Below are 25612 nucleotides of genomic sequence, written 5' to 3' on the forward strand. Positions count from 1 at the left end.
AATATGCCCCAAAGGATGGGGCATATCACATATTAGATTAATTACACTTGAAGTCGTATTTCACCTCAGCTAAATCCTTGTTGGCCTTCTCTATCTTGGCACCGAGACCCGCCTTCCAAGCTTCTACCTTCTGAGCCACTTCCTCATCGGCAAGGGCAATCATCTCGGCAGCGAGGATGGCAGCGTTCTGAGCCGCATTCACACCAACAGTAGCCACAGGAATGCCAGGAGGCATCTGGATGATGCTGAGCATGGCATCAAGACCATCGAGCATACCCTTGATAGGTACACCGATAACTGGCAGTGGGGTAGATGCTGCGATAACACCAGGAAGGGCGGCAGCCATACCGGCAGCGGCGATGATTACCTTTACGCCACGCTCCTTAGCTCCCTTGGCGAATGATTCTACTGCATCTGGAGTGCGATGAGCAGAGAGGGCATTCACCTCGAAAGGAATCTGGTTGTCGTTCAACCACTTACATGCTTTTTCCATAACAGGCAGATCGCTTGTACTGCCCATGATAATGCTTACTAATGGTTTCATTTCTTCTTATATTATAATTATAATTTTTTTATATGATGCCTTATATTACCTTCAGGTTGCTATATTACCAGGATGGCGCAGGATACGCCTATAAGGAATCCCGTGACCACCTGGGATAGCGAATGCTGTCGCAAGATCATGCGAGAGGTTCCCACGGCGCCTGCCAATAGCAATACCAGGCAGAGCCACCACAGGGGATTGAAAGAGAAGGCGATGGCGTAGGAAACCAGCGAACCTGCCACACCGCCGATGGCTGCCGTGTGGGTGCTGATTTTCCACCATACGTTGATGAAGGCACAGGCCATCTGGATGGCGAGTGCTACCACTACGATGATGCTGATGACGCGCGGCGTGTTGCGATACTCCATCCAGAAGAAGCAGATGAAATAGCACAGGATGGAGATGATGTAGGGCACGATGCGGCGCTCCTTCTTTCCCAACTCGTGGGAGGTCCAGCCCTGACAGAGTCTGTAGAGGTGGATAAGCAGCGAGGGTGCCACCACGGTAAGCAAATAAACCATGGCAAGCATCACCAACTTGTATGTCATCGGCAGCAACGACATATAGCTGAAGATGAACAGGGCTATGAGTCCCACTATCGGCAGATAGAAGGGGGTGAAGACCATGCTCATGATTCGCGCAGTCAATATGATATTCTTCTCTTTCATAAATCTAACGTAATCTGTATTCTTTCTCTCTTTCTCAGAAGAGTTCTTTCTTACGGGAATCTCTTTCTGGAGTTTATTTTCTTAATCGTGCAACTGGGATATTGAATTGTTCGCGATATTTTGCCACGGTGCGGCGGGCGATAGGGAATCCCTTCTCCTTCAGTGCCTTGGCCAATGCTTCGTCGCTCAGCGGTTTCTTCTTGTCTTCCTGATTGATGAGCTCTTGCAGGGCTATCTTGATCTTGCGGGTTGACATCTCCTCGCCGTCCTCGGTGGTGTAGCCATCCGTGAAGAAGAACTTCAGCGGGAACATGCCCCACTTGGTTTGTGCATACTTCACGTTGCTCACTCTTGATATGGTACTGATATCCAAGCCCGTTCTGTCTGCCACATCCTTGAGAATCATCGGCTTCAGGTCGGCTTCGTCTCCATCTAGGAAGAACTGTCGCTGAATGTCGATGATGGCTTTCATCGTGACGATGAGTGTGTGGCGGCGCTGCTTGATGGCTTCTATGAATCCCTGCGCCTTATCCACCTTTTCCTTGGCATAGAGCAGGGCTTCCTTGTCAGAGCGGCTCATCTTGTCCTTATGCTTCCTGTAGGTGTCGATCATGTCGGTGAACGATGGCGACACGGTTAGCTCTGGAATGTTGCCTCGGTTGAGGCTGAAGGTGATGGAGCCGTCGTCGTTGGTATCTACGATGAAATCCGGGGTAATCTGCTGCATGTTTCTGCCCTCGGTTTCGCCCATCGATGCGCCTGGCTTCGGGTTCAGTTTCTTGATTTCCTCTTGCAGGGTGGCAAGCTGGGTATCGTTGAGTTCCAATCCAGTCTTGATCTTGTCCCAATGCTTCTTGGTGAACTCCTCGAAGTAGTCGCTGAACACTTCTTCCATCGTTTTGCGGAGCACGCCTCGTGGCAGGCGCTTTGCCTGTAGCAGAAGGCATTCCTGAAGACTTCTGCCGCCTACGCCCGCAGGGTCGAAGGTCTGGAGAATGTGGAGCACATGTTCCAGTTCCTTCTCCGATACGTCCATGTTGTGATAGATGGCAAGCTCATCGCAGATGCCGTCCAGGTCTTTGCGCAGCAGACCGTCGTCATCGAGCGAACCGATGAGGTATTCCATGATTTCCTTCTCCTTGTCGGTAAGGTTCTGCATGTCCATCTGCTCCTTCAGCTTGTCGTAGAAGGAGGTGGTGTCGCCGTAGACCATTTCCTCATAGTCGGCGTTGTCCTGGTTGTTGTATCTATCCGTGTTATAATCAGGCATCTGGTCATCCTGTCCGATGCTTTCCAGCGCCTGGTCGAGTTCATCTTTTCTCTCTTCTTTCTCCGACTGTGCCTCGTAGGCATCATCGTCGTTCATTTCGTTGTCGTCATTACTGTTTTCTGCATCATGCTCCAGAGGCGAGTCTCCGTCGTAGCTTTCGTTGAGCATATCGTCAGGGTTCTCACTTTCCAGGGCAGGATTGTCGTCCAGTTCGGCATTGATGCTATCCTCCAGTTCGGTGAGGGGCATCTCCAAGAGCTTCACCTGCAGCATTTGCTGGGCGGAGAGTCTTTGCAGCTGTTGCAGCTTCTGTGCCTGTGTCTGAATGAGTTTTTGAGCCATATCTATTTATTTAAAGTATTCTTGCAGTTTGATGGCAAGTTGATTCAATTTATCTGGATTTCCGTTTCCATATCTGTGCCAGATGGTCTTGCATGCCTGAAGTATCTTGCTGTCTGGCGCTTTCTGCCTGTTGAGGTAAGGGTCACAGTACTGATAGTCAGTCATTACTTCCGCAATCAGTTTGGGCGAAATCTTCATCAGTTTTCCCAGATCAATGATTTCGGGAGTTTCCGGCACCATGGTGATAGGTGTGAGCTGGAAGTAGAGGTCGAGAATGATGATGAGCTTGATAGGTGTGAGCGATGGCTCTTCTGCCAGCGGTTCCCAATCTTTCTCAAACGATTCGCGCACTTCTACTCCTGCAAAGAAATCCTTTGCATTGCCGCATCCGTTCATCTTGCGCAGGATGCTGATGTCGTGGGAAAGTAGTCGAGGATTGTCGGCATACTTATCCCAAAGTCGTTTGATACGAGGCGTAACTCGTTGCAACTTGAACATTTGCTCGTGCAAATACTCAGGTTGTATGTGTAGCTCCAGGCTTAAATCTACTATACCCTTGGAGTATAGCGGCTTTACGCCCATTGGCTTCTTCTGATAGAGTTGGAGAAGCAAGAGCCAGTAATCGTCGTTCCAAAGAGGATGTTTTGCCATATTCTTTTTAATCTTATAATCTTCTGCAAAATTACAATTTTTAGTTGGTAAAACAAAATAATTTAGTGTATATTATTATAAAGCTATCCATAAAAGTGCATATTGGGCTTGAAAAGCGGCGTGTAAAAGTGTTTATGGGGCTTAAGATTCTGTATATAAAAGAAGTGCGCAACTTCGAGTCACTCGAAATTGCGCACTTTTAATACTTTATTCCCAAATGTTTCATAACTCAATGGAGGATGGCTTTCACAAGCTTTTTCCCTCCGTTGCAGTGCCCGAAGCAGTCATTGTCCTGCTCAGGCGTCATCTTTTTGTTATCCGATACATTTGTCTTTTTTACCTTAAGTTACGCTTAACCTAATGAATCATTATCCTATTGTCCTTGAATAAACAATCTTTTTTTAAAATTACCTTACTAACTAATAACCTAACTAAACAACTAACAATCTTAAACCTAAAAACCTAATAACCTAAACAAATTTCTTTTTGTCGTCCTTGAATAAACAATCTTTTTTTACCTTTGAACTAATAACCTTTTAAACAACTAACAATCTTAACCTAAAAACCTAATAACCTTTTGTCTTAATGACGATGCAAAGGTACGACGATTTCCGCAACTAACCAAATCTTTAGAGGGAAAAATCGCAAAAAAGCCCTTATTTTTGACATAAATCAACTATATGTGTGCGCACACAAGTGTTATGAAGCACATATTTGACCTATATCAACCATTTTTGGCTCTTCCAGGTTTCCTAGCCAGTTTCTGCCTCTTCTATACCTTATATATAAGGTTTTTGAGGGGCTGGCTTGGGGCTTTGGTCGTAGAGGAAAGCTGCCTCACTCATGAACACGGCGATGGTTTTGAGGCGCAGATAGTCTTCTGAAAGATAGATTCTGCCCTGGTTTGCCCAGTTCCTGCCCCAGGAATTGCGGCATACGTAGTAGCGCTTCTTGTCTTTCAGAAAGGTGCCGATGATTTCCATCACGTGGTCGTCGGTGGTGCGGAGCTGTTCAAACTCTCTCTGGCGGGAAGTTGGGGTTACGGGGAGTTCCATCTTCTGAACCTCCACATAGTTGTCCTGGGCATGGGTAAAGCCCTCTTCGCTGATGTCGCCTTCCCAGCAAACCGGATGGCCGTTCTCTACGGCTTTCTGAATATGAAGCATCAACTCATCTAGCGGAAGATTGAGAAACTGGTCGTGCATCGCGTTATCCGGCACTTCCAGGGCAAAGTACTCGCGGTAAGGGTGATGGGTAAAACTGGTGAGTGATACGTACTCCTCGGGATAGCATACGCTGTGGGCAAACTCCAATGGGGTGTATTCGGCACCGAGCATGTGTACCTGCTTGGCAGGCATGTAGCCGATTTCCTTATCGAAGAGATTGCTGAGTTCATCCTTCAGTTTCTCGATGCCCGACTTCTGGGCAATGGCTCCATCGCAGAGTTTCTCCACCTTTCGACAGAGAATCTTATAGTTCACATCCTTTGGATCTTCATAGCTGTCGTATGGTTGTGCGCCATACTTATCTATATAATGTATGAGCATCGAAGCCATGCCTCGCATGCTGATGGGTTTCTTGCCTTGTGCGAAATAATATTCCAGGGCTTTCTCCTGAAGCATCATTCGTGCAACGTAAGCCACGGATAGGTTTACGGAGTCGCCCTTCATGATATGCTCGCTCTCGATGGTAGCAAGCATGCCGTATGCCCAGCAGAGTTCGCTCTTTCCCTGGTTCTTGACAGGGGTGGAGCCGATAATCTGTGCGTTCAGGGGCAGGTTGTCCTTGCCCGCTCCCTGGCGGGAAGGGGAAGCAGCTTCCGGCTTCTTCTGGTATCCGCAACTTGCTAGGAGAAGTGTGGCGAGAAGGCTTATAATGATATTTCTATTCATACATTATATTATATTATATTATATTATATATGTTGGTTATTACTAGGATGAATGATTGCTTGTAACTGAAAAAAGTTCCGTTCCGTTTCACGGAGCGGAACTTTTCCTTGGCATAGCCTGGGAGATTCCTCTCCTTGGCTATCTGTATTCTTATGATAATCTTATGCTTTGCTTTCCGTCTTCTTCGCTCTCTTGCCGCTGGTAGCGATGCTCCATACGCCAAGGGCGATGAGTGGAAGGCTCAGAATCTGTCCCATATCTACAGGCAATCCTGCTTCGAAAGCCACCTGAATCTCCTTCGTGTATTCGATGAAGAAGCGGAAGACGAAGATGAGGGTAAGGCAAAGACCGAAATAGAGTCCGCTACCCACACTCTTGGGTCCTTTCTTCTTGTAGATGAAGAAGATGAGGAGGAAGAAGCAGAGATAGGCTATCGCCTCGTAGAGCTGACCGGGATGGCGTGGGTACTGATCTTCCTTGACGAAGATGAATGCCCAAGGCACATTGGTTACCTTGCCGATGATTTCGGAGTTCATCAGGTTGCCCAGGCGGATGAAGCAGGCGGTGATGCCTGATACGATGCCCATGTTGTCAAGCAAAGTCCAGCCGCCCACCTTGGTCTTGCGGCAGTAGAGCCAGATGGCAACGAACAGTCCCAAAACGCCTCCATGACTTGCCAATCCTTCGTAACCCGTGAATTTCCAGCTGCCATCTGCCATGTGGTGCATCGGGATGAACATCTCGATGATGTGATCCCACTGGGTGAGGAAATACTCCGGCTGATAGAAGATGCAGTGTCCCAGGCGGGCACCTGCCAGGATGCCTACGAAGAGGTAGATGAAGAGCGGTTCAAACTTATCCTCGCCCAACTTCTGCTCCTTGTAGAGACGGTGCATGAGCAAATAACCCAATAACAGCCCCACCATCCAGCAGGTGGCGTAGTATCGGATGGAGATAGGACCCAGGTGAGCCAGGATTGGGTCTGGGTCCCATACGATATAGTTTAGCAAATTTGCTGTCATAATCGTTTATACGTTGAAACGGAAGTGCATGATGTCGCCATCCTGCACGATGTACTCCTTGCCCTCGATGCCGAGCTTACCAGCCTCGCGTACTGCTGCTTCAGAGCCATACTTGATATAGTCATCATACTTGATAACCTCTGCACGGATGAATCCTTTCTCGAAGTCGGTGTGGATGACGCCGGCACACTGAGGAGCCTTCCAGCCCTTGTGATAGGTCCATGCCTTTACCTCCATCTCACCTGCGGTGATGAATGTTTCAAGGTTCAGCAGGGCGTATGCCTTCTTGATGAGTCGGTTTACGCCGCTCTCTTCCAGGCCGAGCTCTTCGAGGAACATCAGCTTGTCTTCGTAGGTTTCGAGCGATGCGATGTCTTCCTCAGTCTTGGCTGCGATGACCATGCACTCAGCACCTTCTTCCTTGGCGATTTCCTCTACCTTCTTGCTATACTCGTTGCCGGTCTTGGCAGAAGCTTCATCTACATTGGCTACGTAGAGTACTGGCTTGGTAGTGAGGAGGAAGAGGTCGTGAGCCACTTTCTGCTCTTCCTTGGTTTCGAAAGTAACGCCACGGGCGTTCTTTCCCTGCTCCAGAACAGCCTTGTAAGCCTCGAGCACGGTAACCATCAGCTTGGCATCCTTGTTGCCGGCAGCTGCAGTCTTCTGCTGCTTGGCGAGCTGAGATTCGATGGTTTCCAGGTCCTTGAGCTGCAACTCTGTATCGATGACGCTCTTATCCTCCAATGGGTCAACCTTGGCGCCACCTTCGCGCACGATGTTGTCATCGTCGAAGCAGCGGATTACGTGGATGATTGCATCGCACTCACGGATATTTCCCAAGAATTTATTACCAAGACCTTCGCCCTTGCTGGCACCCTTTACGAGGCCTGCGATATCTACGATTTCGCAAGTAGCTGGGACGATGCGTCCTGGGTGAACAATCTCTGCCAATTTGTTGAGTCGCTCATCAGGTACGGTGATGACGCCCAAGTTTGGTTCGATAGTACAGAAAGGGAAGTTAGCTGCCTGTGCCTTTGCACTAGACAGACAGTTGAACAGTGTAGACTTACCCACGTTTGGGAGGCCTACAATACCACATTTTAATGCCATTTTATTTTTAAACGTTTAAATATTTGGTGCAAAGGTACACATTATAAATGAAAGATACAAAGAAATCGTGGAAAATTAACTAAAAAAGGCATCCACAGCCCCCGTGGATGCCTTTATGATAGCATTTTTTAGAGATTCTTTTCGAATTGCTTCAATACATCGCATCGGGTGGTGTATTGATCCACGATTTCCGGATGCTGATGGCTGAACTGGCTCCATTCCATCATCGCCTGATATTGAGCGGATTGTGGTTGTAGAAGCTTCTGCTCTTTCCAGTTGGCATCATAGGTAATCTTAAACCATGGGTCGATGCCGATGGATGAGAGGGCATAGAGCGAATGATAGCGAAGCGTAAGATTGCTGCTTTGCTTGCTTACCTTTAAATATTTCTGAGCGATTGCTGCGAAATCGGCTTCGCCTGTGCGGGCACTATCAGTTACGCTTTTGCCATAATGGGTAAGATACCAGCAGTCGCCATAGCAGGATGCCTGATAATAGCGGGTGGCAAGTTCGTAGGCAAGTTTCTCTCTGGATTCACCTTCACGAGTCACATTGTATTGGCCGATGAGCTGGTTCATTTCCTGGCAGAATTTCCACTTCGGGTTCTCCTTTAGGTGGGCATAACTGCCCTGAATGCTCCACATATCCGAATCATTTACTTTCTGGTGGTTGAACCAGTAAGGCACAGCGTAGCTGCGCTTTTCGGCGTAGAAACTGATGGTCTGGTTGTTGATGAAATCCAAAGAAACATCCTTCTGCCAGCGAGCAGCTTCGCCAAAGTTACCCTCGGCAAGATACTTGGTGCCTATCATATCCTTGAAGAAATCGGCATTGCGATAGAGTGACTGGCAGACGTATTGCTCGAAGGCATCCTGATGAGGAGATGTGATGAAGCGATAGTAATCAGCCAGCTGCTGCGCAGAGAGCGAATCGAGACGAATGGCGTATTCTGATGAATAAAGATAGCGGCCGATGTATTCTTCATTCTGTTGCTCCTTGTAGAAGGTTCGCATGTAGGCATCCATCATGCCATACATCGCCGTGGCCATGCTTTCGTAATCTCTGCCGGCTTCCTGCCGGTTTTCCTTTTTCGCCTTATCTGCCATCGTCTTGAACCGGTTGTACAGGGCGCGGTAAGCCACACGCTCCTTCACCTCTACATAGTGAATGTCGGGATTGATGAAATCACCTTTTTTCAGGCTTCCTCCCTTTGCCATTTCGTTGAGCCATTTGAATTCGCCGACCAGATATTGCGGATAATCGTTATCTACCTGTGTATTTCGGGTAGAAACCAGAAGGTGGATGGCTCTTGCATTATCCTTCATTCGTTGTGTTCCATCCAGGGCTACTGCTTCACTAATCTCCTTCCATGCTTCCTGCTGATATCCATAGAGATAATGGAGCATGGCAGTGGCAGAACGCCACAGGCAAGGATTCTGCGTCTTGCCTTCAGCAATGACCTTATTGGCAAAGGTGATGAAGTTGAGGGCTTCTTTCTGGTAGATTACCTTGGCGCCAATCTCCTCAATCCATTCCTTGTTTATTGGGTTCTGGTTGCGGCTGTCTATCGTCTGCTGACAGTTGTTTACGAAATCCTGCACCAGATAGGTGAGCATTGCCGAGTTCGGATTCTTGAGATAAGTGCTCTGAATGCCAGCAAGATTGCGATAGTTTCGGGCGAGCACTCTGATGCTTGCCATATCTCCCTGCTCGGCATAGATATCGAGTGCCTGCTGGTGTCGTCCCGTTTTCCACAAAGCCCGGGCATAAATGTTGCGCATCGCCTCCCGCCATGGTGATTTCGGAAGTCGGGAGGCGATGGCATTCCAATAGGTGATGTTCTGCTGGTGGAATCCTTTCATCATGTTGGTACGCATACGGAGCAGGGCATACTGGCTCTTGAGTTGGGTGCCTTTATAAATTTTGGAGGCATTGTTGAGCCGGGTCAGCGATTGCTGAATCTGTAGCCGTTCTTGCTTCGAGGCGTAGTTCCAGGCATTGGGATTCAGTTTCTCGCAGGCATCCAGGTAGGCATTCAGGTTTCTCAGGTAAGAAAGCATTCCTGCATCCTTCTTGCTTTGGGCTACTTTCTTAATATCCTCCTTGTTCCATCTGTAGAAAGATAAGTTGATGGAGGATGTATTGCCGGCATATTTCTGCCAGTAACTGGCGATATCGTAGAGATATGCTGGCGAAGTCTGGTCGCGGTTGAACACGCTGAACATATAGTAGTTATGATCAGAGTATTCGGCAACGCAGGCGTTGGCGTGGGTGCTAAATGCTGCTGCCATCACTCCTATGATTAAAAATCTTTTCATAATCTTCTGATTTAAATCGTTTGATATTATCGGTATTGAGGTCGAAGAGAATAACCTCGCTGTTGATGTCTTCATCCTGGTGATTGATGCTTCTTACGGCTTCCATGATGTCGCTCATTTCGGGCTTTCTTATCACGATGCTGTCGCTTGGCAATACAGGGAAATCATCATCAGCATGCATGATGCCTACAAATTTTCCTTCTCTGAAGAGGATACGCCAACTGAAGAGTGGATAAGCGGCAGAAAGCGGCAACGGATAACTGGTCAGATGCTGGATATAGGGAGCCACATCCTTCATATCGAGTATCGGCTTTTGGCAACTAAGCTGTTTTACGTCGCCCGTATTATACATCATCAGGATGCCTCTATCCACAGGGGGTGGAGTCATAGAGAGCTGGTGTAACCGGATGGTAGCAGACAGCTTTATCTGCTTGGCTTTGGCTTTCACTCTTAGTTTTTCGAGAAAATTGAAGTAAGCCTTTTGGGTTGATGCCGTCCAGTCGCAGTCAATCTGAATCTCTTTCACATTCTCGATGTCATTGGCTTCGTTCATCTGAAGGATGCGAAGAAGAATTTTATCGGCTAGGTTTTCCAATCCTTCTTTAGGGAGAGTTTTCAGGCAACTGTTGACGATATAGACTACGGGGATGATTTCTATGTCTTCCGGTATCAGAGATCCATTCTTGTTTCTGTTTCCATCTTCTTCAAGGTTATTGAAATGCAGGGTGGCGTTGGGCATGATTTCCCCTTCTGCATCCTTTACCACGTCGAAGTATCTCACGTAGAGTCGCTCAATGTGGTGTTTTCGGATGAAGTTCATCTTGTTGCTGTCCAATTGCCATGTTGTGCTCCAATAGTAGACGGAACGGAGGCTTTTCTCTGCTTTATCTTGTGAGCAGGAAGTGAAACCGATGGTTGTAGCTAAGGCAAGTAGCAAGAATGCCAGTGTTATATGATTCCATATTCTCCTCATCATTGATGATTTCCGTTTTCTTCTTATTATTCCCCTAATACCCCTTTTTTGTTTCCTTAAGGGAAAATTTATGTTCCCTTAAGTGAAACTCGGTGTTTCCTTAAGGAAACAGAATTCTTTCTCTAACATAAAAGGTCTCGAATCATATTCCCTGTATTGGGAAAATAAAACGAGACCTTTTATTGTATATGAATATACTTTTCCGTCATGATATTGCATGATGGTATTTATCCTTCGATTACTCCTTTCCACAACCCGTGAAGGTTGCAGTATTCTCGAGCCGTAACATCCTTGGCTTCTGCGTTTGTCAGGAAGATAGCTTCAGGCTTTTCGCCTGGCTTCAACTCGTGACGAAGCACATCGGTAGGGGTGAGCAACTCTATCCACTGGATGTAATGCTCTGGAAGCATAGGATGCTCCACGCTTCCTACGGTTACACGATAGCCGCCTTCTATAGGTTCTATCACTGGCACATGCTTCTCCCTGGCACCATCGCTGGTGTTCTCCTTCATGAGCTTCATCGGCTCACCGCAGCAGCTGAGCACGGCTCCCTTGTTTACTACTTCTACCACGTTGCCACAAATCTGGCAGCGGTAGATTTCTCTAATCTTAGTCATATTTGTTCCTCCTATAATTTTGTTTCTCCTATTTCTGATAGGAGTTCTTGAATCCTCTATGAGGCTTTATTATTCCTCTACCGGGCTAAAGTCTTCCTTGCCTACTCCGCAAAGAGGGCAAACCCAATCATCCGGGATATCTTCAAATGCTGTACCTGGAGCGATGCCGCCCTCTGGATCTCCTACTTCTGGATCATAAATCCAACCACATACGTCGCAAATATATTTCTTCATAATGTTCCTTTCTTTCTTTGATATTAATAATCTTGTTCTTTCACTCTCTATCAGAAGGCTTTTCTGCCTATTCGTCTGATAACTACTGCAAAGATACAACTATTTTTTCTTATCTCCAAATAAAATTGAAAAAATTACAATTTTATTATCTAATTTAAAGTCTTATAACATAGAATGCTTCTTCAAGGACAAAGGAGAGCCATCATTACGGAGTTTTTTTTATCTGAAAATAGACTTTTTCGGATTTTATCTCTTTGCTCTGAAAAAAAAGTTGTATATTTGCACCATAATAACTAACTGTAACAATTTAATTATGGGAATTAAAATGAATTTTAAGTCACAATTGTGTGCTGCAATCCTTACTTTGGGTTGCTCTTGCCTGACGGCTAACGCTATCGTTACTAAAGATGCTGCCAAGGAAAACAAGGCACAGGCTCAGCATTATCAGCCTTCTCCAGAGAACTTGGAATCTAGAAAGCAGTTCCAGGATGATAAGTTCGGTATCTTCCTGCATTGGGGATTGTACAGCATGCTCGCCACCGGCGAATGGACAATGACCAACAAGGATTTGAACTATAAGGAGTATGCCAAGCTGGCTGGTGGTTTCTATCCTTCTAAGTTTGATGCAGCCAAATGGGTGGCTGCCATCAAGGCTTCGGGTGCCAAGTACATCTGCTTCACCACTCGCCATCACGAGGGTTTCTCTATGTTCAAGACCAAGTATTCTGATTATAATATTGTAGATGCTACTCCTTTCCGTCGCGACATCGTGAAGGAATTGGCGGATGAGTGCCACAAGCAGGGCATCGCTTTGCATCTTTATTACTCTCATATTGACTGGTATCGCGAGGATGCTGTTTGGGGAAGAACGGGTAGAGGCACTGGTCGCCCTAACCCTGAGGGTAACTGGAAGAGCTATTATCAGTTTATGAACAATCAGCTTACTGAACTTCTTACCAACTACGGTAAGGTGAGATGTATCTGGTTTGATGGATGGTGGGATCAGGATCAGAATCCTAACTTCGACTGGCAGTTGCCAGAGCAGTATGAGTTGATTCATCGCCTGCAGCCAGGCTGCTTGATAGTCAACAACCATCATTCTTCTCCTTTCGAGGGCGAGGATGTTCAGGCTTTCGAGCGTGATCTTCCTGGAGAGAATAAGGCAGGATTGTCGGGTCAGGACATCAGCCGTCTGCCTCTCGAAACTTGTGAGACGATGAATGGTATGTGGGGTTACAAGATTACCGACCAGAATTATAAATCTACCAAGACGCTGGTACATTACCTGGTGAATGCAGCTGGCAAGAATGCCAACCTGCTGATGAACATCGGTCCTCAGCCAGATGGTGAGCTTCCTGCTGTTGCCTTGGAGCGTTTGGCAGAGATGGGAGAGTGGATGAAGACTTACGGCGAGACCATCTATGGTACCCGTGGCGGCATCGTGGCTCCTCACGATTGGGGTGTTACCACCCAGAAGGGAAACCGACTCTTTGTTCATATTCTGAACCTGAAGGATAAGAGTCTCTTCTTGCCTCTTGGAAACCAGAAGGTGAAGAAGGCTTTCGATTTTGCCAGCAAGAAACCTGTGAAGATTCAGAAGTGCGAAGGTGGTGTGGTTTTGAATCTTGGTGAGGTTCCTACAGAAATGGATAAGGTTGTGGAAATCGCACTCTAAGCTTGTGTGAATAACATATTGGAAAAGTGTCGTAATCTCTATGTTTTCAAGAGATTGCGACACTTTTTTATGGGTTGGAAAACTTTAACCCAAAAGATTGGCTAACTTTAGTCCAAAAGGTTGGCGATGGTTTGCTTCACTCTTTCTGCCGAGGTAACCAGCGAGTTGGCTTCATCGGCTCCCTCAGCACCCATATAAACATTGGCATTGAGTTGTTTCATCTTGCTAGGTACATTCACTCTTGCCGAGAAGTGATATTCGTGAATATCGGTGGCATCGAAGATGGTGCGGATGTTATCCTCGTTCACACCACAACCGGCAAGGAGGATGATGCGGCCTGCTGCTATCTTCTTGAGTTCTGCAAGAAGAGCTACACCTTCTACAGCCTTTGGCTGCTGACCCGATGTAAGGATGCGGTCGCAACCCAGGGAGATGATATCTTCCAAAGCCTTCTGAGGATTGGCTGCACGGTCGAATGCACGATGGAAGGTTACACTCATCGGCTTTAATTCGCTATCACCTTTTGCCAATTCCACGAGACGGCGATTCGCCTCCATATCCACTTCGCCATCTTCTGTAAGGCATCCGATGACAACACCATCCACGCCGAGTTCCCGGCAAAGGCGGATATCTTCTTCCATGCGTTCTATCTCCAAAGGAGTATAGAGGAAATCACCACCGCGAGGACGGATGATGACATGGAGCTTGGTCTCGTTCAATAACTTGCGCGCCACTTTTATTTCGCCATACGAAGGGGTAGTTCCGCCTTCAGGTATGCCTGCGCATAGTTCTACACGGTTGGCGCCTCCTTCCTGTGCTGCCAGACAGCTCTCTACGCTGTTGGCGCATATTTCAAACTTAAAATCGTCTCTGTTCATGGTCTTTAATTCTTCTTTCCATTTAGTTACTTGATTTCTTTCTAATTCTTTTCTCTTTTTTACTCGATTTCTCGAATTTTTCTGCAAAGATAACATTTTTTCTTTTGTGATAGCCATTATTTCGAAAAAAAACATTATTTTTGCAGAAAGTTTAAATCGAAATATCAATATATTAACTGGATTATAGTAATAGAAATTAAAAAGCTAACTAACAATGAGAAAATTTTTAGTAATGTTCGCTGTTGTGTTTCTTGCCTCTTGGCAGACAATGATGGCGGCAAATGACCATTTCATTACCGATGCAGCTTATCGCACGAAGGTGGAAACGGCCTTTAAGCAGAAGGTTAACCTGGTAGGTAAGCAGTTTTACGACCAGAAGATGCTTAAGCAGCAGAAAGCTACTGGCGACGAGCAGGGTGCCTTGCAGTTCCTCTATGCTTACATGCCTGTGGCTGATGTCACCGACTATCCAACCAGCTTCTTCCTGGAGAATGTGCGCACCAGTTTCGAGGCACGCAACCAGATGGCTTGGGGTAATAAGGTACCAGAGCTGCTCTTCCGTCATTTCGTTCTGCCTGTCCGCATCAACAATGAGAACCTGGATAATTCCCGCATGGTGTTCTTCAAGGAATTGAAGGAGCGTGTAAAGGGATTGGGCATGAAGGAAGCCATCCTCGAAGTGAACCACTGGTGCCACGAGCTGGTAACTTATCAGCCATCTGACGGTCGAACCTCAGCACCGCTTTCTACCATCCGTTCGGCTTACGGACGATGTGGCGAGCAGAGTACTTTCACCGTGGCAGCCTTGAGAGCCATCGGCATTCCTGCACGCCAGGTTTATACCCCTCGTTGGGCACATACCGACGATAACCATGCCTGGGTTGAGGCTTGGGCAGATGGTACCTGGTATTTCCTGGGTGCCTGTGAGCCGGAAGCTGTGTTGAATCTAGCTTGGTTTAATGCTCCTGCCTCTCGTGCCATGCTGATGCATACCAAGGCATTCGGCGATTATAATGGTCCTGAGGAAGTGATGCTCCGCACCTCTAACTATACCGAAATCAATCTCATCGACAACTATGGTTCTTCTGCCCGCATCGATTTCTCTATCGAAGATGAAGCAGGCAACCCTGTGGATGGTGCAAGAGTGGATTTCAAGATATACAACTATGCGGAGTTCTGCACCGTGGTAACCAAATATACCGTGGCAGATGGAAAGACTTTCCTTTCGGCAGGTAAGGGCGACATGATGATCTGGGCTTCCAAGGGTGGCAAGTATGGCTTTGCCAAGGCATCCTTCGGTAAGGATAAGAACATCGTTATCCGCTTGAACCATGAGGTTGGAGCAGATGCCATGCAGAAGGAAGTATTCTTCCGCGATTCATTTGATATCGTTCCTCCTCCAGAGCGTGCCAATATTCCTGAAGTTTCGCCAGAGGCAAGAGCCAAGAACCTGGAGCGTTTTGCCTACGAGGATTCTATCCGCCACGCTTATCTTGCCACCTTCTATAATAAGGAGAGTGCATTGGCAACCTTGAAGGCCTACGGATTGATAGAGGAGCAGAATATTACCAGAAATGGTGTAACTTTCCTGGCTGCTAAGGGCGAGAAGCTTACTGCATCGGATGCAAACGGGGAAATCTCAGCCAAGGCTCAGAAGATGATAGATTTCCTGGTGGCATCTAGTGGAAATCACAAGGTTATCCTCAGTTTCCTGGTGCAGCATCAGGATCGTCTGGATAGAGCCATCAACTTGCTCTCTACATTGAGTGCCAAGGACTTGCGAGATATGCAGATGGATATTCTGGAGGATAACTTCAATGCCAAGAGCGATGAGTTATCACCACGTGTGGAAAACGAGATGATTATCACTCCTTTCAAGCAGTTCTTCGAGAAGGAATTTGCCAAGAAGCAGGTGGCGTTCAAGAACAATCCTAGTCTCCTGGTAGAGTGGGTGAAGAAGAACATCAGGATTAATCCTGATAAGAAGGCGTTGCAGATAGCTCAGACTCCTATCGGCGTATATCGCTCTCGTCTTACAGACGACCGTTCCCGCAAGGTATTCTTTGTGGATGTGGCCAGAAGCTTGGGCATCGAGGCTCAGGTGGATGCTGTGACCAAGAAGACTCAATACAAGAACCACAAGGGTGGTGAGTGGATTGATGTAGATTTCGAGAATGCTGCGCAGGAGGCTTCTGCCAAGGGCAAGTTCGTGATGGGATATGCGGATAATGGTGCCGTGGATGATCCTAAGTACTACAGTCACTTTACCATCCATCGCATCAATGCCGATGGTTCAACATCTCTCCTGGAATATCCTGAGGAAGGATGCACCTGGAGCAATACATTTAAGAATGGTGTTGACTTGGATGAAGGCGACTATGCGCTGGTATCAGGCACCAGATTGGCTAATGGTGGCGTGCTTGCAGAAATGCAGATGTTCCACGTAAAGCAGGGGGCTACCACCAAGGTAGAGATGCATTTGCGCAGCTCTGAGACCGAGATTACCGTGAAGGGCAATTTCAATTCTGAGTCGAAGTTCATCCTCTTGCCAAGCAACCAGGAAGTAAGTCTCTTGAGCCAGACAGGTCGTGGTTACTTTGTGATGGGATTGATTGGAGTAGGACAGGAGCCAACCAACCATGCCTTGAAGGACATCGCCAAGGTGGCACAGGTATTTGATAAGTGGAATCGTCCTATCGTTCTCCTGTTCGAGGATGAGGCTTCAGCCAAGAAGTTCAGAATATCAGAGTTCCCTGGCTTGCCAAAGAACATCATTTTCGGTATTGACAAGGATGGCTCTTGCCGCAAGGAAATGGTAGAGAACATGAAGCTTCAGAACAAGAACCTGTTGCCTATCTTCACCATCTCTGATACCTTCAATAGAGTGGTATTCCTTTCTCAGGGCTATACCATCGGGTTGGGTGAGCAGTTGGAATCTGTAATCAGAAAACTGTAATGCATTCATCGTACTTGAAATCATAAAATAAAAAAGCCCGGGGCAAATGTCCCGGGCTTTTTTATTATGTTCCTATTCCTGAGTCTTATCGGTAAATCCACTTATTTCTTTACGACAATCGTCTTAATCTCCACCTGCATATCCTTGTCGGCTGTGCGGTTCTTGGAGAGCCATTTCTGGAAATCATCATACTTCAATTCTCTTGGCAATCCTTCCACGGCATTATCTATCGCCTTGATAAAAGGATTAGGAGAGCTGATAATGTAGATATAATTCGTTTCAGACGCCTTATCGCAGGTCATGGTATATTCGTCAACATCAGAAGAATTAAACAGCGGCTGAGCCGTTTTCTGGTTGAAGAATACGTAACGGGTGTTGGCATCTACCTCCACCTTTCCATCTTTTGATGATTGGTATGGCAGCAGGCAATAGGCATTCTTGTTGTCATCTATCAGATAGACGGCGAGATAGCCCTTGGTGGCACTCTGGTAAGCCAGATAGAGATCATCTCCGCTCTTGAAGTTTTCACCCTCGTTGCGGTCTTCTATGCCGTTGCAGAGAATCTTTGCCACATAGTTGTTTTGCTTTGCCACAATGGCACGTGCCTTGCCGGTTACGGAGCATTTCACTACCAGCATACCTTGCTCATAGCTTATCTCATACTTGGGCTCACCGATGGTTTCGAGCCATTCTCCCTTTACGTCGCTGCTGCTCAGCGAGGTGAAGTCGGTATGGGTAGAACCGTTGGTGTTGTTCATCAAGGTGGCATTATGCTGTGCCACCACGGTGCCGAATTCATCGCCCAGTGCCTGAATTTGCGCACGGCTTAATGCCGTTTGTCTGGCTTGCTCTATAGAGACGTTTTCAGGTGCGTGGTAGATGTACTCGCCATGCACCTTTTTAGTCTTCTGGGCATAGCCGGATGAAGCCACGCCCAAGAGCATCCATATCATCAAGAAAATATAATGTCTCATAATTGCTGATTTTAGATATTATCTGCTATGATTACCAGTCACTATTTCTTCAGAGTCATCTCTTTCCATCCTGTAGCAATCCAGGTAGAAGGGGTAGCTGTTGGGGTTTGCACCTTGCGGTTGATAACCACCGACTGCTGCTTCACATTCTCCGAGATGTAGTCGCTCAGTTCGCCGAGGTTCACATCTCCCTTGCTCTCCTGCAGTTTCTTCAGGAGATAGTAGGTGAAGAGGCCATGTCCCTTGGCTGAATATGGAAAGGCGGTCTCGTCGCCTGATGCAGCACTGAATACCACCATGTTGCCACGAGGGTCTTCCTGCTTTGCCTTCAGGGCTACACCACGGGCTGAAGCCAGCATGCCTTCCTCGCGCTTGGAACCGCTGAAGCAGGCATCGAGGAATACTACGATTTCCTTTGCCTTGGTTGAGCCTAACTCTGTATAGAGCTTGTTGAGTGAGTAGCAGCCTTCTGTCTGTGTGCCATCGGCATCGGTAGGCAGGAGGTATGCATCCTTGGTTGCTTCGTTTGGAATACCATGTCCGGCATAGTAGAACACGATGTTGATGTCGCCATTGAAGGCGCTTGCGATGTTCTTGATGTCACGGATGGCGCGGAGCATGGTTCCGTAAGAGGCATCGGCATAGTAGCGCACATTTTCGGCAGGCATTCCCAACGTCTTCTCGCAATACTTGGAGAAGGCAAGACCATCGTTCAGTGCCAATGGTACGCCGGCTACGTTGGTGTAGTTCTGGTTGGCGATAACCACGGCAAAGGTCTTGTTGTTGGTTGTAGGATTCTCTGGAATGTTCTCATCCACATCCGATGTTCCCAACTTCACGTTCTGCTGCTGTATGGTCTGCTTATTGGCATTGCTGGTATTGGCTGCCAACATTCCTGCATTGATAGGGTCGAAGTGTACTTCTACGTTGGTGGCTGTGTAGTTGAGCGCAGCTGCGTTATCGTAGTGATATTCCTTGCCCGATGGGGTGATGATGGTGAGCTGGGCGAGTGCCAGATGATCCTTGTCAATGAAGTACTTAGGATTCTTAAACTGCATTCCGTTCCAGTTGGAAGCGAAGATGCGTGCCTCGTTGTTGCTTCTTGGCACCGGAACCACCATTTCACCAACGTCTGGTGATGTTACCAGGAACACTTCGTGATCTGCATCGTATGGCTTCAATTCCAGATGGCGCAGGTTCACTCTCGATTCATACTTGCTGATGTATTCCTGCTGAGCCAGTTTCTGCATCTCCTGAATCTTGGCGTCGCGGTTCTTTTCGGTCATGCGGGCACGATATTCATCCAGGGTTTCGTAGCTGTCTTTCTGCTGCCACTTGTCGATGCGGTTCTCGATGAATGGAATGGCGAATGCCGAATATGCCGGGATTCCCTTTTCATCTTCTTTGGCCTGTGAGTCGCCGTCTGTGCTCTGTTGTTGTGTGGCAACGGCTGCAATGGATGGTTTCACTTCGCCATTGAACTCTATGAGTTGAGGAATGAAGTTTGATTCAATCTTGCCTCCACCCAATGATGCCAACTTGTTGTTGATGATGTTGAAGTTTTCCTTGTCGCCGATACAGTTGTATGCCACGGCGAGTGCCTGGGTATATTTCAGCGACAGCGGGTCGCTGATGATGATATTCTTGAGATGGCCCACGGCATAGGTGAAGTATTCCTTAGACGTTTCCTGCAAACTCTTGATATGTGGATCTTTCTCCTTCAACTCCAGGGTCTTGTTGTAGTTCTGTACACCAATGTTGTAGTTGTTGATGGCGAGATGTTTCAACACATCAAGTGCCTTTGGATGAACCACTTGCAGTTTCTTGTAGATATCCAGTGCCTGTTCGAAGTTGTGTCCTTCTTCATAAAGCTTTCCTTGGATATTGAGCAGGGTTTCATCATCAGGACGAAGGGCAAGACCCTTGCCTACGAACTTCTGCAGGTTGGCATTGTCCTTGTGGTCAATGCACAGGTTCACTGCCGACGATACGATGTCATAGTCGGTAGGATAGTTATCTGATGCCTGCTCCAATGTGATGACGGCAAGCTGGTATTTGTTTGACTGGGCGCATGCCTTGATCAGGTTCATGAATACCGACTTGCGATACTTTTCGTCGCCTGAGCGGAGATAGGCTTGCAGATATGGTATGGCTTCCTCATACTGTCGGCGGTTTACCAGGTTGGCAGCAGCGAAGTATGAGAGCTGTGAATATGCGTTTTGAGTAGTGTATCCCCCATCAGCAAAGTCTGGCAAGCTGACTACATCTACGTAGGCACGCGCAAACTTGATGGCATTTCCCACGCTTTGGTTGTTGCTGTTGTAAGCAGCCGCATTAGGCAGGAATGGGATGAGATTCTTCATGTTGTATATCGCCTGTGTATATTCGGCGCTAGTCTTCTCTGAGTGAGTGACTATGGCATAAGTTGCTGTATAGCAACGGTAAAGTGCGTCGTACATCTGAGTCTTGTCGCCATCCTTGTTGGCTATCTGCACAAACTCTCTGTACGCCTCATTAGATTCAGTTATCGTCTGGGCAGCCAGTTTGCTGCCCGACGATAAGAGTAATATAGATATTGCAATAAATATTTTCTTCATTATAATTATATAATATGTCATTAGTGTCCAATAAAAATTGGACACGTTAATTAATTAATCAAATAGTCCCTTAAAAAGGGGATAATCGAGTTCTTTGACATCGTTGAAAATAGTCTTATCAAATAGATCTCTTAGACGGGTTTTGTCCGTCAATGAAATGCTTAGAATCTGCAAAACTTCATATGTCGAGCGTTTCAATTGCATATCATGGTGCACAATAGCCACGAGACAATAAGTGATAATGGAAACACTAATCTGTATGCGTACAGCATTCTTCGTTGTGCCCCAGAATCTCTTTATCTTAAGATGCTGCTTTAGCCATTTGAAAAATAGTTCAACCAACCATCTTTTTTTATATAGATTCGCGACATCCAACGCAGAAAGATGCTTTGCATTCGTCAGAAAAGTAAACTCACGATCATCTTCTTCATCGTAGTATCGAATGAATCTGAATGATTCAGGATACTTCTTTTCGGAAAGATATCCTGTTAGTTTTACTTCTGCATCAGTTAGTACATTCTTTGGCATTCTTCGCTTCCATTTTACCATTTTGTACTTCAAGTTCGTTTTGGCTCTGACTACATAGTAGGAACCTGTAAGATGAATCTTATAAAGTTCCTTGAAAGTATCATAAGCCCTATCGAAAATGTAGTAACTATTTGGTTCATACGTAATTGAAGACATTGCTGTAGAATCATGCTTTGATGCTGTGGTCACAGTATAGAAAGCTGGAACTTGTGCTTCTACGTCATATAAGACATGTGCTTTGACTCCTCCTTTCTTACTTCTGAACTTTGCCCATGGAAAAGTTGCAAGACACAACGGAATAGTTGTCGAATCAAAAGCATACTTCTTTCCTGGTATATTCAAAATGTTGGTTTCTCGCTTTTTGCAAGCTTCCTTCATCATATAGAATGCAAAGTCTTCGAAAATCCTGTAATCACGAGTCTGATTGGCATAAGCAAGAGTTGCTTTTACGATAGTATTACGTCCAAGCCGCAGATGATATTGCTTAGCTCGATGAGCTTCCAACGCAACTATCAAGTCACGTAAACTCTCACGATTGCTCAGTTGCCCAAACATCATTGCAAGAAGCTGGTTCCAGCAAGTGAAGTGTTTCACGTATCGGTTGCCATCATACTTGCGTACGTAGTTGTTGAACTGAGTTCTATTCAGAAATGCAGTAAGTTGAGCGAAAACATATTTGTCTTGAAACATAGTAGCCAATTCTTTTTGGCTGCAAAGTTACAAAATCAAGTCCGTTTCATTGCAAAATACTGCATAAAAGACTATAATTCAACTGTTTCAAAGATCGAATTGCCCTTTTTTATTGGACAGTAGTGATAATATGTATAATATCACAATACTCTGTTAATTCTTATGTAATCGATTGAAAATGAGAGAGTTAATTAACGTAATATAACTAATAAAATTTGGTTAAGTGGCTGATTATCAGTAACTTTATAGTTCTCTAAGCTCAAAGTTATATGACATCAGAACCACTCAACCAATATACGGAAATATGCAGAGATGCTATCAAAAGTTCATCTGCAAAGTTAAGCAAAACTTTCGAGAGTCTACTCTTGGAAATACTTTTATTGTACATGACGATACAAAGAAAGATAAATTTCACTCAAATGGAGCGTTACGGCACCCATTGTGAGCAGACCTACAGAACGAACTTCAACCGTGGTCGTGCTAAATGCATAGACTGGGTGAAGTTCAACCTTGCCCTATGCCGACGTTACTTGAATATGGATGGTCTATTGGCTATAGCCATCGATCCGAGCTACATCAGCAAGTCGGGTAAGAAGACTCCGCATATCGGTACTTTCTGGTCCGGTTGTGCAAGTTCCATGAAGCATGGGCTTGAAATCATGGGGCTTGCACTTGTCGATGTCCATGCCAACAGTTGCATGATGCTGCGCGCCCATCAGACTCCATCTACTGGAGAATTGAAAATGCGTAACATGACTCTCGTGCAACATTACATAGCGGTCATCAAGCGTTATAAGAAGGATTTGTTGAAGGTCACCGATATTGTTGTCGCTGACGCTTTCTTCTCTATCCGTCCGTTTGTGGACGGAATCAAAGAGTGCGGTTTCCATCTTGTCAGCCGCTTCAGGGATACTGCGAGCCTATATTATGTGTATACGGGACCTCGTTCCAATAAGCCTGGACGTCCCAAGACACTTGACGGAAAAATCAACTACAAGAAACTTGACCTCACACGTATGGCAGAGTTGCATATTGAAGGACTTGAAGGCACAGCCTACACACTCATAGCCTATTCAAAGGCATTGAAGCAGAAAGTGCGCCTTGTCATTTGGGTTATGCCGAACGGAAAACACAAGCTTTTCTTCTCAACAAAGACATCCATGTCGGGTGAGGAAGTGTTGCGCACATACCGCTCAAGATTCCAAATAGAGTTTTGTTTTCGCGATGCAAAGCAATATACTGGTCTTACGCATTGCCAAGCAAGACACAAGAACCAGTTGGACTTTTCCTATAATGCATCATTCGCATCACAGAATGTTGCGAAAGTGATGATGAAGGAAAATGAATTGCCGTATTCCATGGCTTCTTTCAAGGAGATTATGGCAAGCACATACATCGCTAAATTAATTTTCAACAAGTGTCGGAGAATACCGAACCGAAAGTTAATTAGTCATACTATCAAAGAACTCTTTGGCTGGCAACGTAAAGCTGCTTAGCCATTATCTCAAATTTTAACGAACTATTGATATCATTAAGAATGCATTAATTGCATTTTAATTAGGTTTCAACCCCATTCTTGGAAAAAGGCTTATGGCAATGTTCCTAGAATGCGTTGATGAAGGTGAACTTCACACCGATGCGGCGGTATTCGCCACCCTTGTTCTCAGAAACCTCAATGTAAGTGTCGTAGTCGGCTTTCATCTTCTGGAGTTCAGGAATGTTCTGCTCCATGTAGTTCTTCACGCCCATGGCGCGCAAGTAAGCCAACTGCTCGTTCTGGCTGATACCGGTAGCCTTGGTCACGGTGATATTGCTCAACTCACCATTCTTGTGAACAGGCTCCTGATCAAAGTCGCCGTAGCAGCCATCGTATGCCACCGTGCGGCTGAATGGCAAGGCGTCAGCCATACCGGTAATCTGCACCTTCACCTGCTTCCCTGCTACCATATACTTGGAGAAGTCCTCTTCGAGAGCCTTCTTCACAATGGCGAGCATAGCCTGTGCGGCGTTAGATTCTTCTGCCTTGAATTTGCCTGGTGCAAAGTCATCCTTTGCAGAGAATGCCTCGTCAACAGTATAAGATACATCCACATCATAGTTGAAGATGTTCTTACCCGATGCATCTGTGCCGTTTACCACCTTGGTATGTACATCAATCTTGGTATGGTCGGAGATGACGTTCTGCTCCTGGGCGTTCTTCAAGATCTTGTTCTTGATTTCTTCCAGCTTCAGCTCTTCCATCTTGGCACCTTGCAACTGTTCGAATGGAACAAAGTTATCGTCAGACTCCAGGAAAGCCAACGACTTACGCTCGGTATTGTCGAACACGTACTTCTTTCCAGTCTTCTTGTTCACAACCTCGGTATAGACAAGCTCGAATTCGTCCTTATCATTCAAGCCGTACTTGGTGTTGGTGAATTCCAGGTTGCTTACGTCCATGCCTTCCAATTCGCTTGCAGGCACGGTCAGGTAAATACTTGGCATGTTGTTGAAATCGAGGGTCAACATGTTCATGTCGGCGTTGTAGTTACCGAGTTTCACGTCTGATGATGTCAACAGATTCTCAGCCATGTTGGTAGCGATTTCTGTCTCGAAGAGGCGCATCTGGTTGAGACGGGTCTGCTCGTTGACACGTACCTTGTAGTCGTCGAGCGACTCACCGTCCATCTGCTTCATCCACTCGTCCATGCGGCTGTTCAACTCATCCTTCAGTTTTTCCTGACGGTTAGGAGAGAGGAAGCCCACAGGGGTAAAAGTGATACCGTTGCTGGTGGCATAAACAAGATAGAACTCGTTCTTCACATTCTTTGTGAAGTTGATATACTTGATGTCGGCATCTTTGGCGTCAATATATTGGCGATCATCGTCATTGAGCAGGTTGAGGAGTGCCACGCGCTGTTCACCGGTAACGATAGCCAGGTATTTGTTTTCTGGGTGGAAGTAGCACTTTTCAGCGATGCCCATGGCATCAAAATGCTTGCTCACCTTGAAAGTCTTGGTATCATATACATCGCAGGTTCCATCTGCTGTGAGTACAGCCATCTGCTTGCTGTTGGAAGAGAAGGCAATGTCCTTCAGTTCTGCCTTCAGGTCGATGGTGGTTCTCACGCTCTGGTTCTCCATGTTGATGACCTGTATTTTGTTTGCGGAGCTAGCTATGAGGAAGAATCCGTTAGGGCTTGCATCAAGGCGAGATGCTGTCTCGTTTACATCGAAGTTCTTAACCTCCTGTGTCTTGCGGGTGGTATAGATATGAATCTTCTTGTCGGATCCCATCACATAGAGGAATTTGGCATCTGGAGAATAGCAGATGGCAAGCGGTTTGAATAACTTGGTGGTTCCTACTTTTCCCTGTCTTGTATCCTTATAGATGAGGCTGTATACATCTACGCTGTTCTTATCTTTCTTGTTGTCGATGAAGGCGTAAGATGTGCCTGAAGGATTGATGCGAAGTGAGCTGATCTTATTACCGGCAAACATTGGGTAGTTACGCATGTTGAAGATTTCTCCACCATGGTAATAGTAGTAGCCGCTATAATAGTTGGCAAAACCGTCGGCTGTTTTGCTCAATTTTACTTTTGTATCATGGGGTTTAGGAGTCTCGGCCTCCTGTGCAGAGAGGCCGAGTGTACATCCTAACAACCATGCTATTGCAAATGTTGTTTTTTTCATT

The 25612-nt window shown here is 46.3% G+C and carries 19 protein-coding genes; 3 read left to right on the plus strand and 16 right to left on the minus strand.

Annotated elements, in window-relative coordinates:
- Window positions 1–37: 37 nt before the first annotated feature.
- The 11 genes from purE to rd all read right to left on the minus strand — a co-directional run bounded on the left by purE (window position 38) and on the right by rd (window position 11641).
- Window positions 38–544, minus strand: a complete 507-nt coding sequence (purE, locus tag KUA49_RS14090) for a 5-(carboxyamino)imidazole ribonucleotide mutase (RefSeq protein ID WP_006848250.1) — start codon at window positions 542–544, stop codon at window positions 38–40.
- A 59-nt stretch (window positions 545–603) separates the two neighbouring features.
- On the minus strand, window positions 604–1212 hold the full coding sequence (locus tag KUA49_RS14095) for a phosphatase PAP2 family protein (protein WP_203040353.1): 609 nt from the start codon (window positions 1210–1212) through the stop codon (window positions 604–606).
- Window positions 1213–1285: 73 nt separating this feature from the next.
- Window positions 1286–2824 carry an RNA polymerase factor sigma-54 gene (gene rpoN / locus KUA49_RS14100; RefSeq protein WP_217762860.1) on the minus strand — a complete coding sequence of 513 codons (1539 nt, stop codon included), beginning with the start codon at window positions 2822–2824 and terminating at the stop codon, window positions 1286–1288.
- Between the two features lie 6 nt (window positions 2825–2830).
- Window positions 2831–3475 (minus strand): hypothetical protein, encoded by a 645-nt coding sequence (locus KUA49_RS14105; RefSeq protein WP_218412474.1) that lies wholly within the window; start codon window positions 3473–3475, stop codon window positions 2831–2833.
- A gap of 779 nt (window positions 3476–4254) precedes the next feature.
- Window positions 4255–5367: a C1 family peptidase gene (locus KUA49_RS14110; RefSeq protein ID WP_218412475.1), complete on the minus strand. Its 1113-nt coding sequence runs from the start codon at window positions 5365–5367 to the stop codon at window positions 4255–4257.
- Between the two features lie 161 nt (window positions 5368–5528).
- Window positions 5529–6389: a prolipoprotein diacylglyceryl transferase gene (lgt, locus tag KUA49_RS14115; protein ID WP_218412476.1), complete on the minus strand. Its 861-nt coding sequence runs from the start codon at window positions 6387–6389 to the stop codon at window positions 5529–5531.
- A gap of 6 nt (window positions 6390–6395) precedes the next feature.
- Entirely contained in the window at window positions 6396–7499 is a 1104-nt protein-coding gene (gene ychF, locus KUA49_RS14120; RefSeq protein ID WP_089543063.1) for a redox-regulated ATPase YchF, read from the minus strand.
- A 128-nt stretch (window positions 7500–7627) separates the two neighbouring features.
- Window positions 7628–9817, minus strand: a complete 2190-nt coding sequence (locus tag KUA49_RS14125) for a hypothetical protein (RefSeq protein WP_218412477.1) — start codon at window positions 9815–9817, stop codon at window positions 7628–7630.
- Window positions 9774–10793, minus strand: a complete 1020-nt coding sequence (locus tag KUA49_RS14130) for a hypothetical protein (protein WP_318331623.1) — start codon at window positions 10791–10793, stop codon at window positions 9774–9776. Before KUA49_RS14130 ends, KUA49_RS14125 begins: the two co-directional genes overlap by 44 nt.
- 224 nt (window positions 10794–11017) lie before the next feature.
- A complete protein-coding gene (locus KUA49_RS14135; protein WP_203040359.1) occupies window positions 11018–11407 on the minus strand; it encodes a desulfoferrodoxin in 390 nt (129 codons plus the stop codon).
- A gap of 69 nt (window positions 11408–11476) precedes the next feature.
- A complete protein-coding gene (gene rd / locus KUA49_RS14140) occupies window positions 11477–11641 on the minus strand; it encodes a rubredoxin (RefSeq protein WP_203040360.1) in 165 nt (54 codons plus the stop codon).
- Between the two features lie 325 nt (window positions 11642–11966).
- Here rd and KUA49_RS14145 point away from each other — a divergent pair, with 325 nt between their 5' ends.
- A complete protein-coding gene (locus KUA49_RS14145) occupies window positions 11967–13316 on the plus strand; it encodes an alpha-L-fucosidase (RefSeq protein WP_218412478.1) in 1350 nt (449 codons plus the stop codon).
- 107 nt (window positions 13317–13423) lie between these two features.
- Here KUA49_RS14145 and KUA49_RS14150 read toward each other — a convergent pair whose 3' ends face one another.
- Window positions 13424–14194: a copper homeostasis protein CutC gene (locus KUA49_RS14150; RefSeq protein WP_218412479.1), complete on the minus strand. Its 771-nt coding sequence runs from the start codon at window positions 14192–14194 to the stop codon at window positions 13424–13426.
- A 214-nt stretch (window positions 14195–14408) separates the two neighbouring features.
- On the opposite strand from KUA49_RS14150, the gene KUA49_RS14155 reads away from it, so the two are divergent.
- A complete protein-coding gene (locus KUA49_RS14155; RefSeq protein ID WP_218412480.1) occupies window positions 14409–17150 on the plus strand; it encodes a transglutaminase-like domain-containing protein in 2742 nt (913 codons plus the stop codon).
- 101 nt (window positions 17151–17251) lie between these two features.
- Here KUA49_RS14155 and KUA49_RS14160 read toward each other — a convergent pair whose 3' ends face one another.
- Genes KUA49_RS14160 through KUA49_RS14170 form a run of 3 tightly spaced genes read right to left on the minus strand, consistent with a single transcriptional unit; the run spans window position 17252 to window position 21939 of the window.
- Window positions 17252–18124 (minus strand): DUF4384 domain-containing protein, encoded by an 873-nt coding sequence (locus tag KUA49_RS14160; RefSeq protein ID WP_203040364.1) that lies wholly within the window; start codon window positions 18122–18124, stop codon window positions 17252–17254.
- 41 nt (window positions 18125–18165) lie between these two features.
- Window positions 18166–20721, minus strand: a complete 2556-nt coding sequence (locus KUA49_RS14165) for a caspase family protein (protein WP_218412481.1) — start codon at window positions 20719–20721, stop codon at window positions 18166–18168.
- 54 nt (window positions 20722–20775) lie between these two features.
- The gene (locus tag KUA49_RS14170; RefSeq protein ID WP_218413642.1) at window positions 20776–21939 is read right to left on the minus strand and encodes an IS4 family transposase; all 1164 of its coding nucleotides are present in this window, start codon (window positions 21937–21939) and stop codon (window positions 20776–20778) included.
- 386 nt (window positions 21940–22325) lie between these two features.
- Here KUA49_RS14170 and KUA49_RS14175 point away from each other — a divergent pair, with 386 nt between their 5' ends.
- Complete coding sequence (locus KUA49_RS14175; protein ID WP_237474194.1) at window positions 22326–23435, plus strand: transposase; 1110 nt, start codon at window positions 22326–22328, stop codon at window positions 23433–23435.
- A 106-nt stretch (window positions 23436–23541) separates the two neighbouring features.
- Here the strand turns inward: KUA49_RS14175 and KUA49_RS14180 are convergent, their stop codons facing one another.
- On the minus strand, window positions 23542–25611 hold the full coding sequence (locus tag KUA49_RS14180) for a WD40 repeat domain-containing protein (protein WP_218413155.1): 2070 nt from the start codon (window positions 25609–25611) through the stop codon (window positions 23542–23544).
- Window position 25612: the final 1 nt, after the last annotated feature.

The sequence above is a fragment of the Segatella copri genome, from assembly GCF_019249655.2.
Lineage (GTDB): Bacteria > Bacteroidota > Bacteroidia > Bacteroidales > Bacteroidaceae > Prevotella.

Bases quoted from the DNA above. Each gene is read 5' to 3' on its own strand.
- purE (WP_006848250.1), bottom strand. From the start codon at position 544: ATGAAACCATTAGTAAGCATTATCATGGGCAGTACAAGCGATCTGCCT.
- KUA49_RS14095 (WP_203040353.1), bottom strand. From the start codon at position 1,212: ATGAAAGAGAAGAATATCATATTGACTGCGCGAATCATGAGCATGGTC.
- rpoN (WP_217762860.1), bottom strand. From the start codon at position 2,824: ATGGCTCAAAAACTCATTCAGACACAGGCACAGAAGCTGCAACAGCTG.
- KUA49_RS14105 (WP_218412474.1), bottom strand. From the start codon at position 3,475: ATGGCAAAACATCCTCTTTGGAACGACGATTACTGGCTCTTGCTTCTC.
- KUA49_RS14110 (WP_218412475.1), bottom strand. From the start codon at position 5,367: ATGAATAGAAATATCATTATAAGCCTTCTCGCCACACTTCTCCTAGCA.
- lgt (WP_218412476.1), bottom strand. From the start codon at position 6,389: ATGACAGCAAATTTGCTAAACTATATCGTATGGGACCCAGACCCAATC.
- ychF (WP_089543063.1), bottom strand. From the start codon at position 7,499: ATGGCATTAAAATGTGGTATTGTAGGCCTCCCAAACGTGGGTAAGTCT.
- KUA49_RS14125 (WP_218412477.1), bottom strand. From the start codon at position 9,817: ATGAAAAGATTTTTAATCATAGGAGTGATGGCAGCAGCATTTAGCACC.
- KUA49_RS14130 (WP_318331623.1), bottom strand. From the start codon at position 10,793: ATGATGAGGAGAATATGGAATCATATAACACTGGCATTCTTGCTACTT.
- KUA49_RS14135 (WP_203040359.1), bottom strand. From the start codon at position 11,407: ATGACTAAGATTAGAGAAATCTACCGCTGCCAGATTTGTGGCAACGTG.
- rd (WP_203040360.1), bottom strand. From the start codon at position 11,641: ATGAAGAAATATATTTGCGACGTATGTGGTTGGATTTATGATCCAGAA.
- KUA49_RS14145 (WP_218412478.1), top strand. From the start codon at position 11,967: ATGAATTTTAAGTCACAATTGTGTGCTGCAATCCTTACTTTGGGTTGC.
- KUA49_RS14150 (WP_218412479.1), bottom strand. From the start codon at position 14,194: ATGAACAGAGACGATTTTAAGTTTGAAATATGCGCCAACAGCGTAGAG.
- KUA49_RS14155 (WP_218412480.1), top strand. From the start codon at position 14,409: ATGAGAAAATTTTTAGTAATGTTCGCTGTTGTGTTTCTTGCCTCTTGG.
- KUA49_RS14160 (WP_203040364.1), bottom strand. From the start codon at position 18,124: ATGAGACATTATATTTTCTTGATGATATGGATGCTCTTGGGCGTGGCT.
- KUA49_RS14165 (WP_218412481.1), bottom strand. From the start codon at position 20,721: ATGAAGAAAATATTTATTGCAATATCTATATTACTCTTATCGTCGGGC.
- KUA49_RS14170 (WP_218413642.1), bottom strand. From the start codon at position 21,939: ATGTTTCAAGACAAATATGTTTTCGCTCAACTTACTGCATTTCTGAAT.
- KUA49_RS14175 (WP_237474194.1), top strand. From the start codon at position 22,326: ATGACGATACAAAGAAAGATAAATTTCACTCAAATGGAGCGTTACGGC.
- KUA49_RS14180 (WP_218413155.1), bottom strand. From the start codon at position 25,611: ATGAAAAAAACAACATTTGCAATAGCATGGTTGTTAGGATGTACACTC.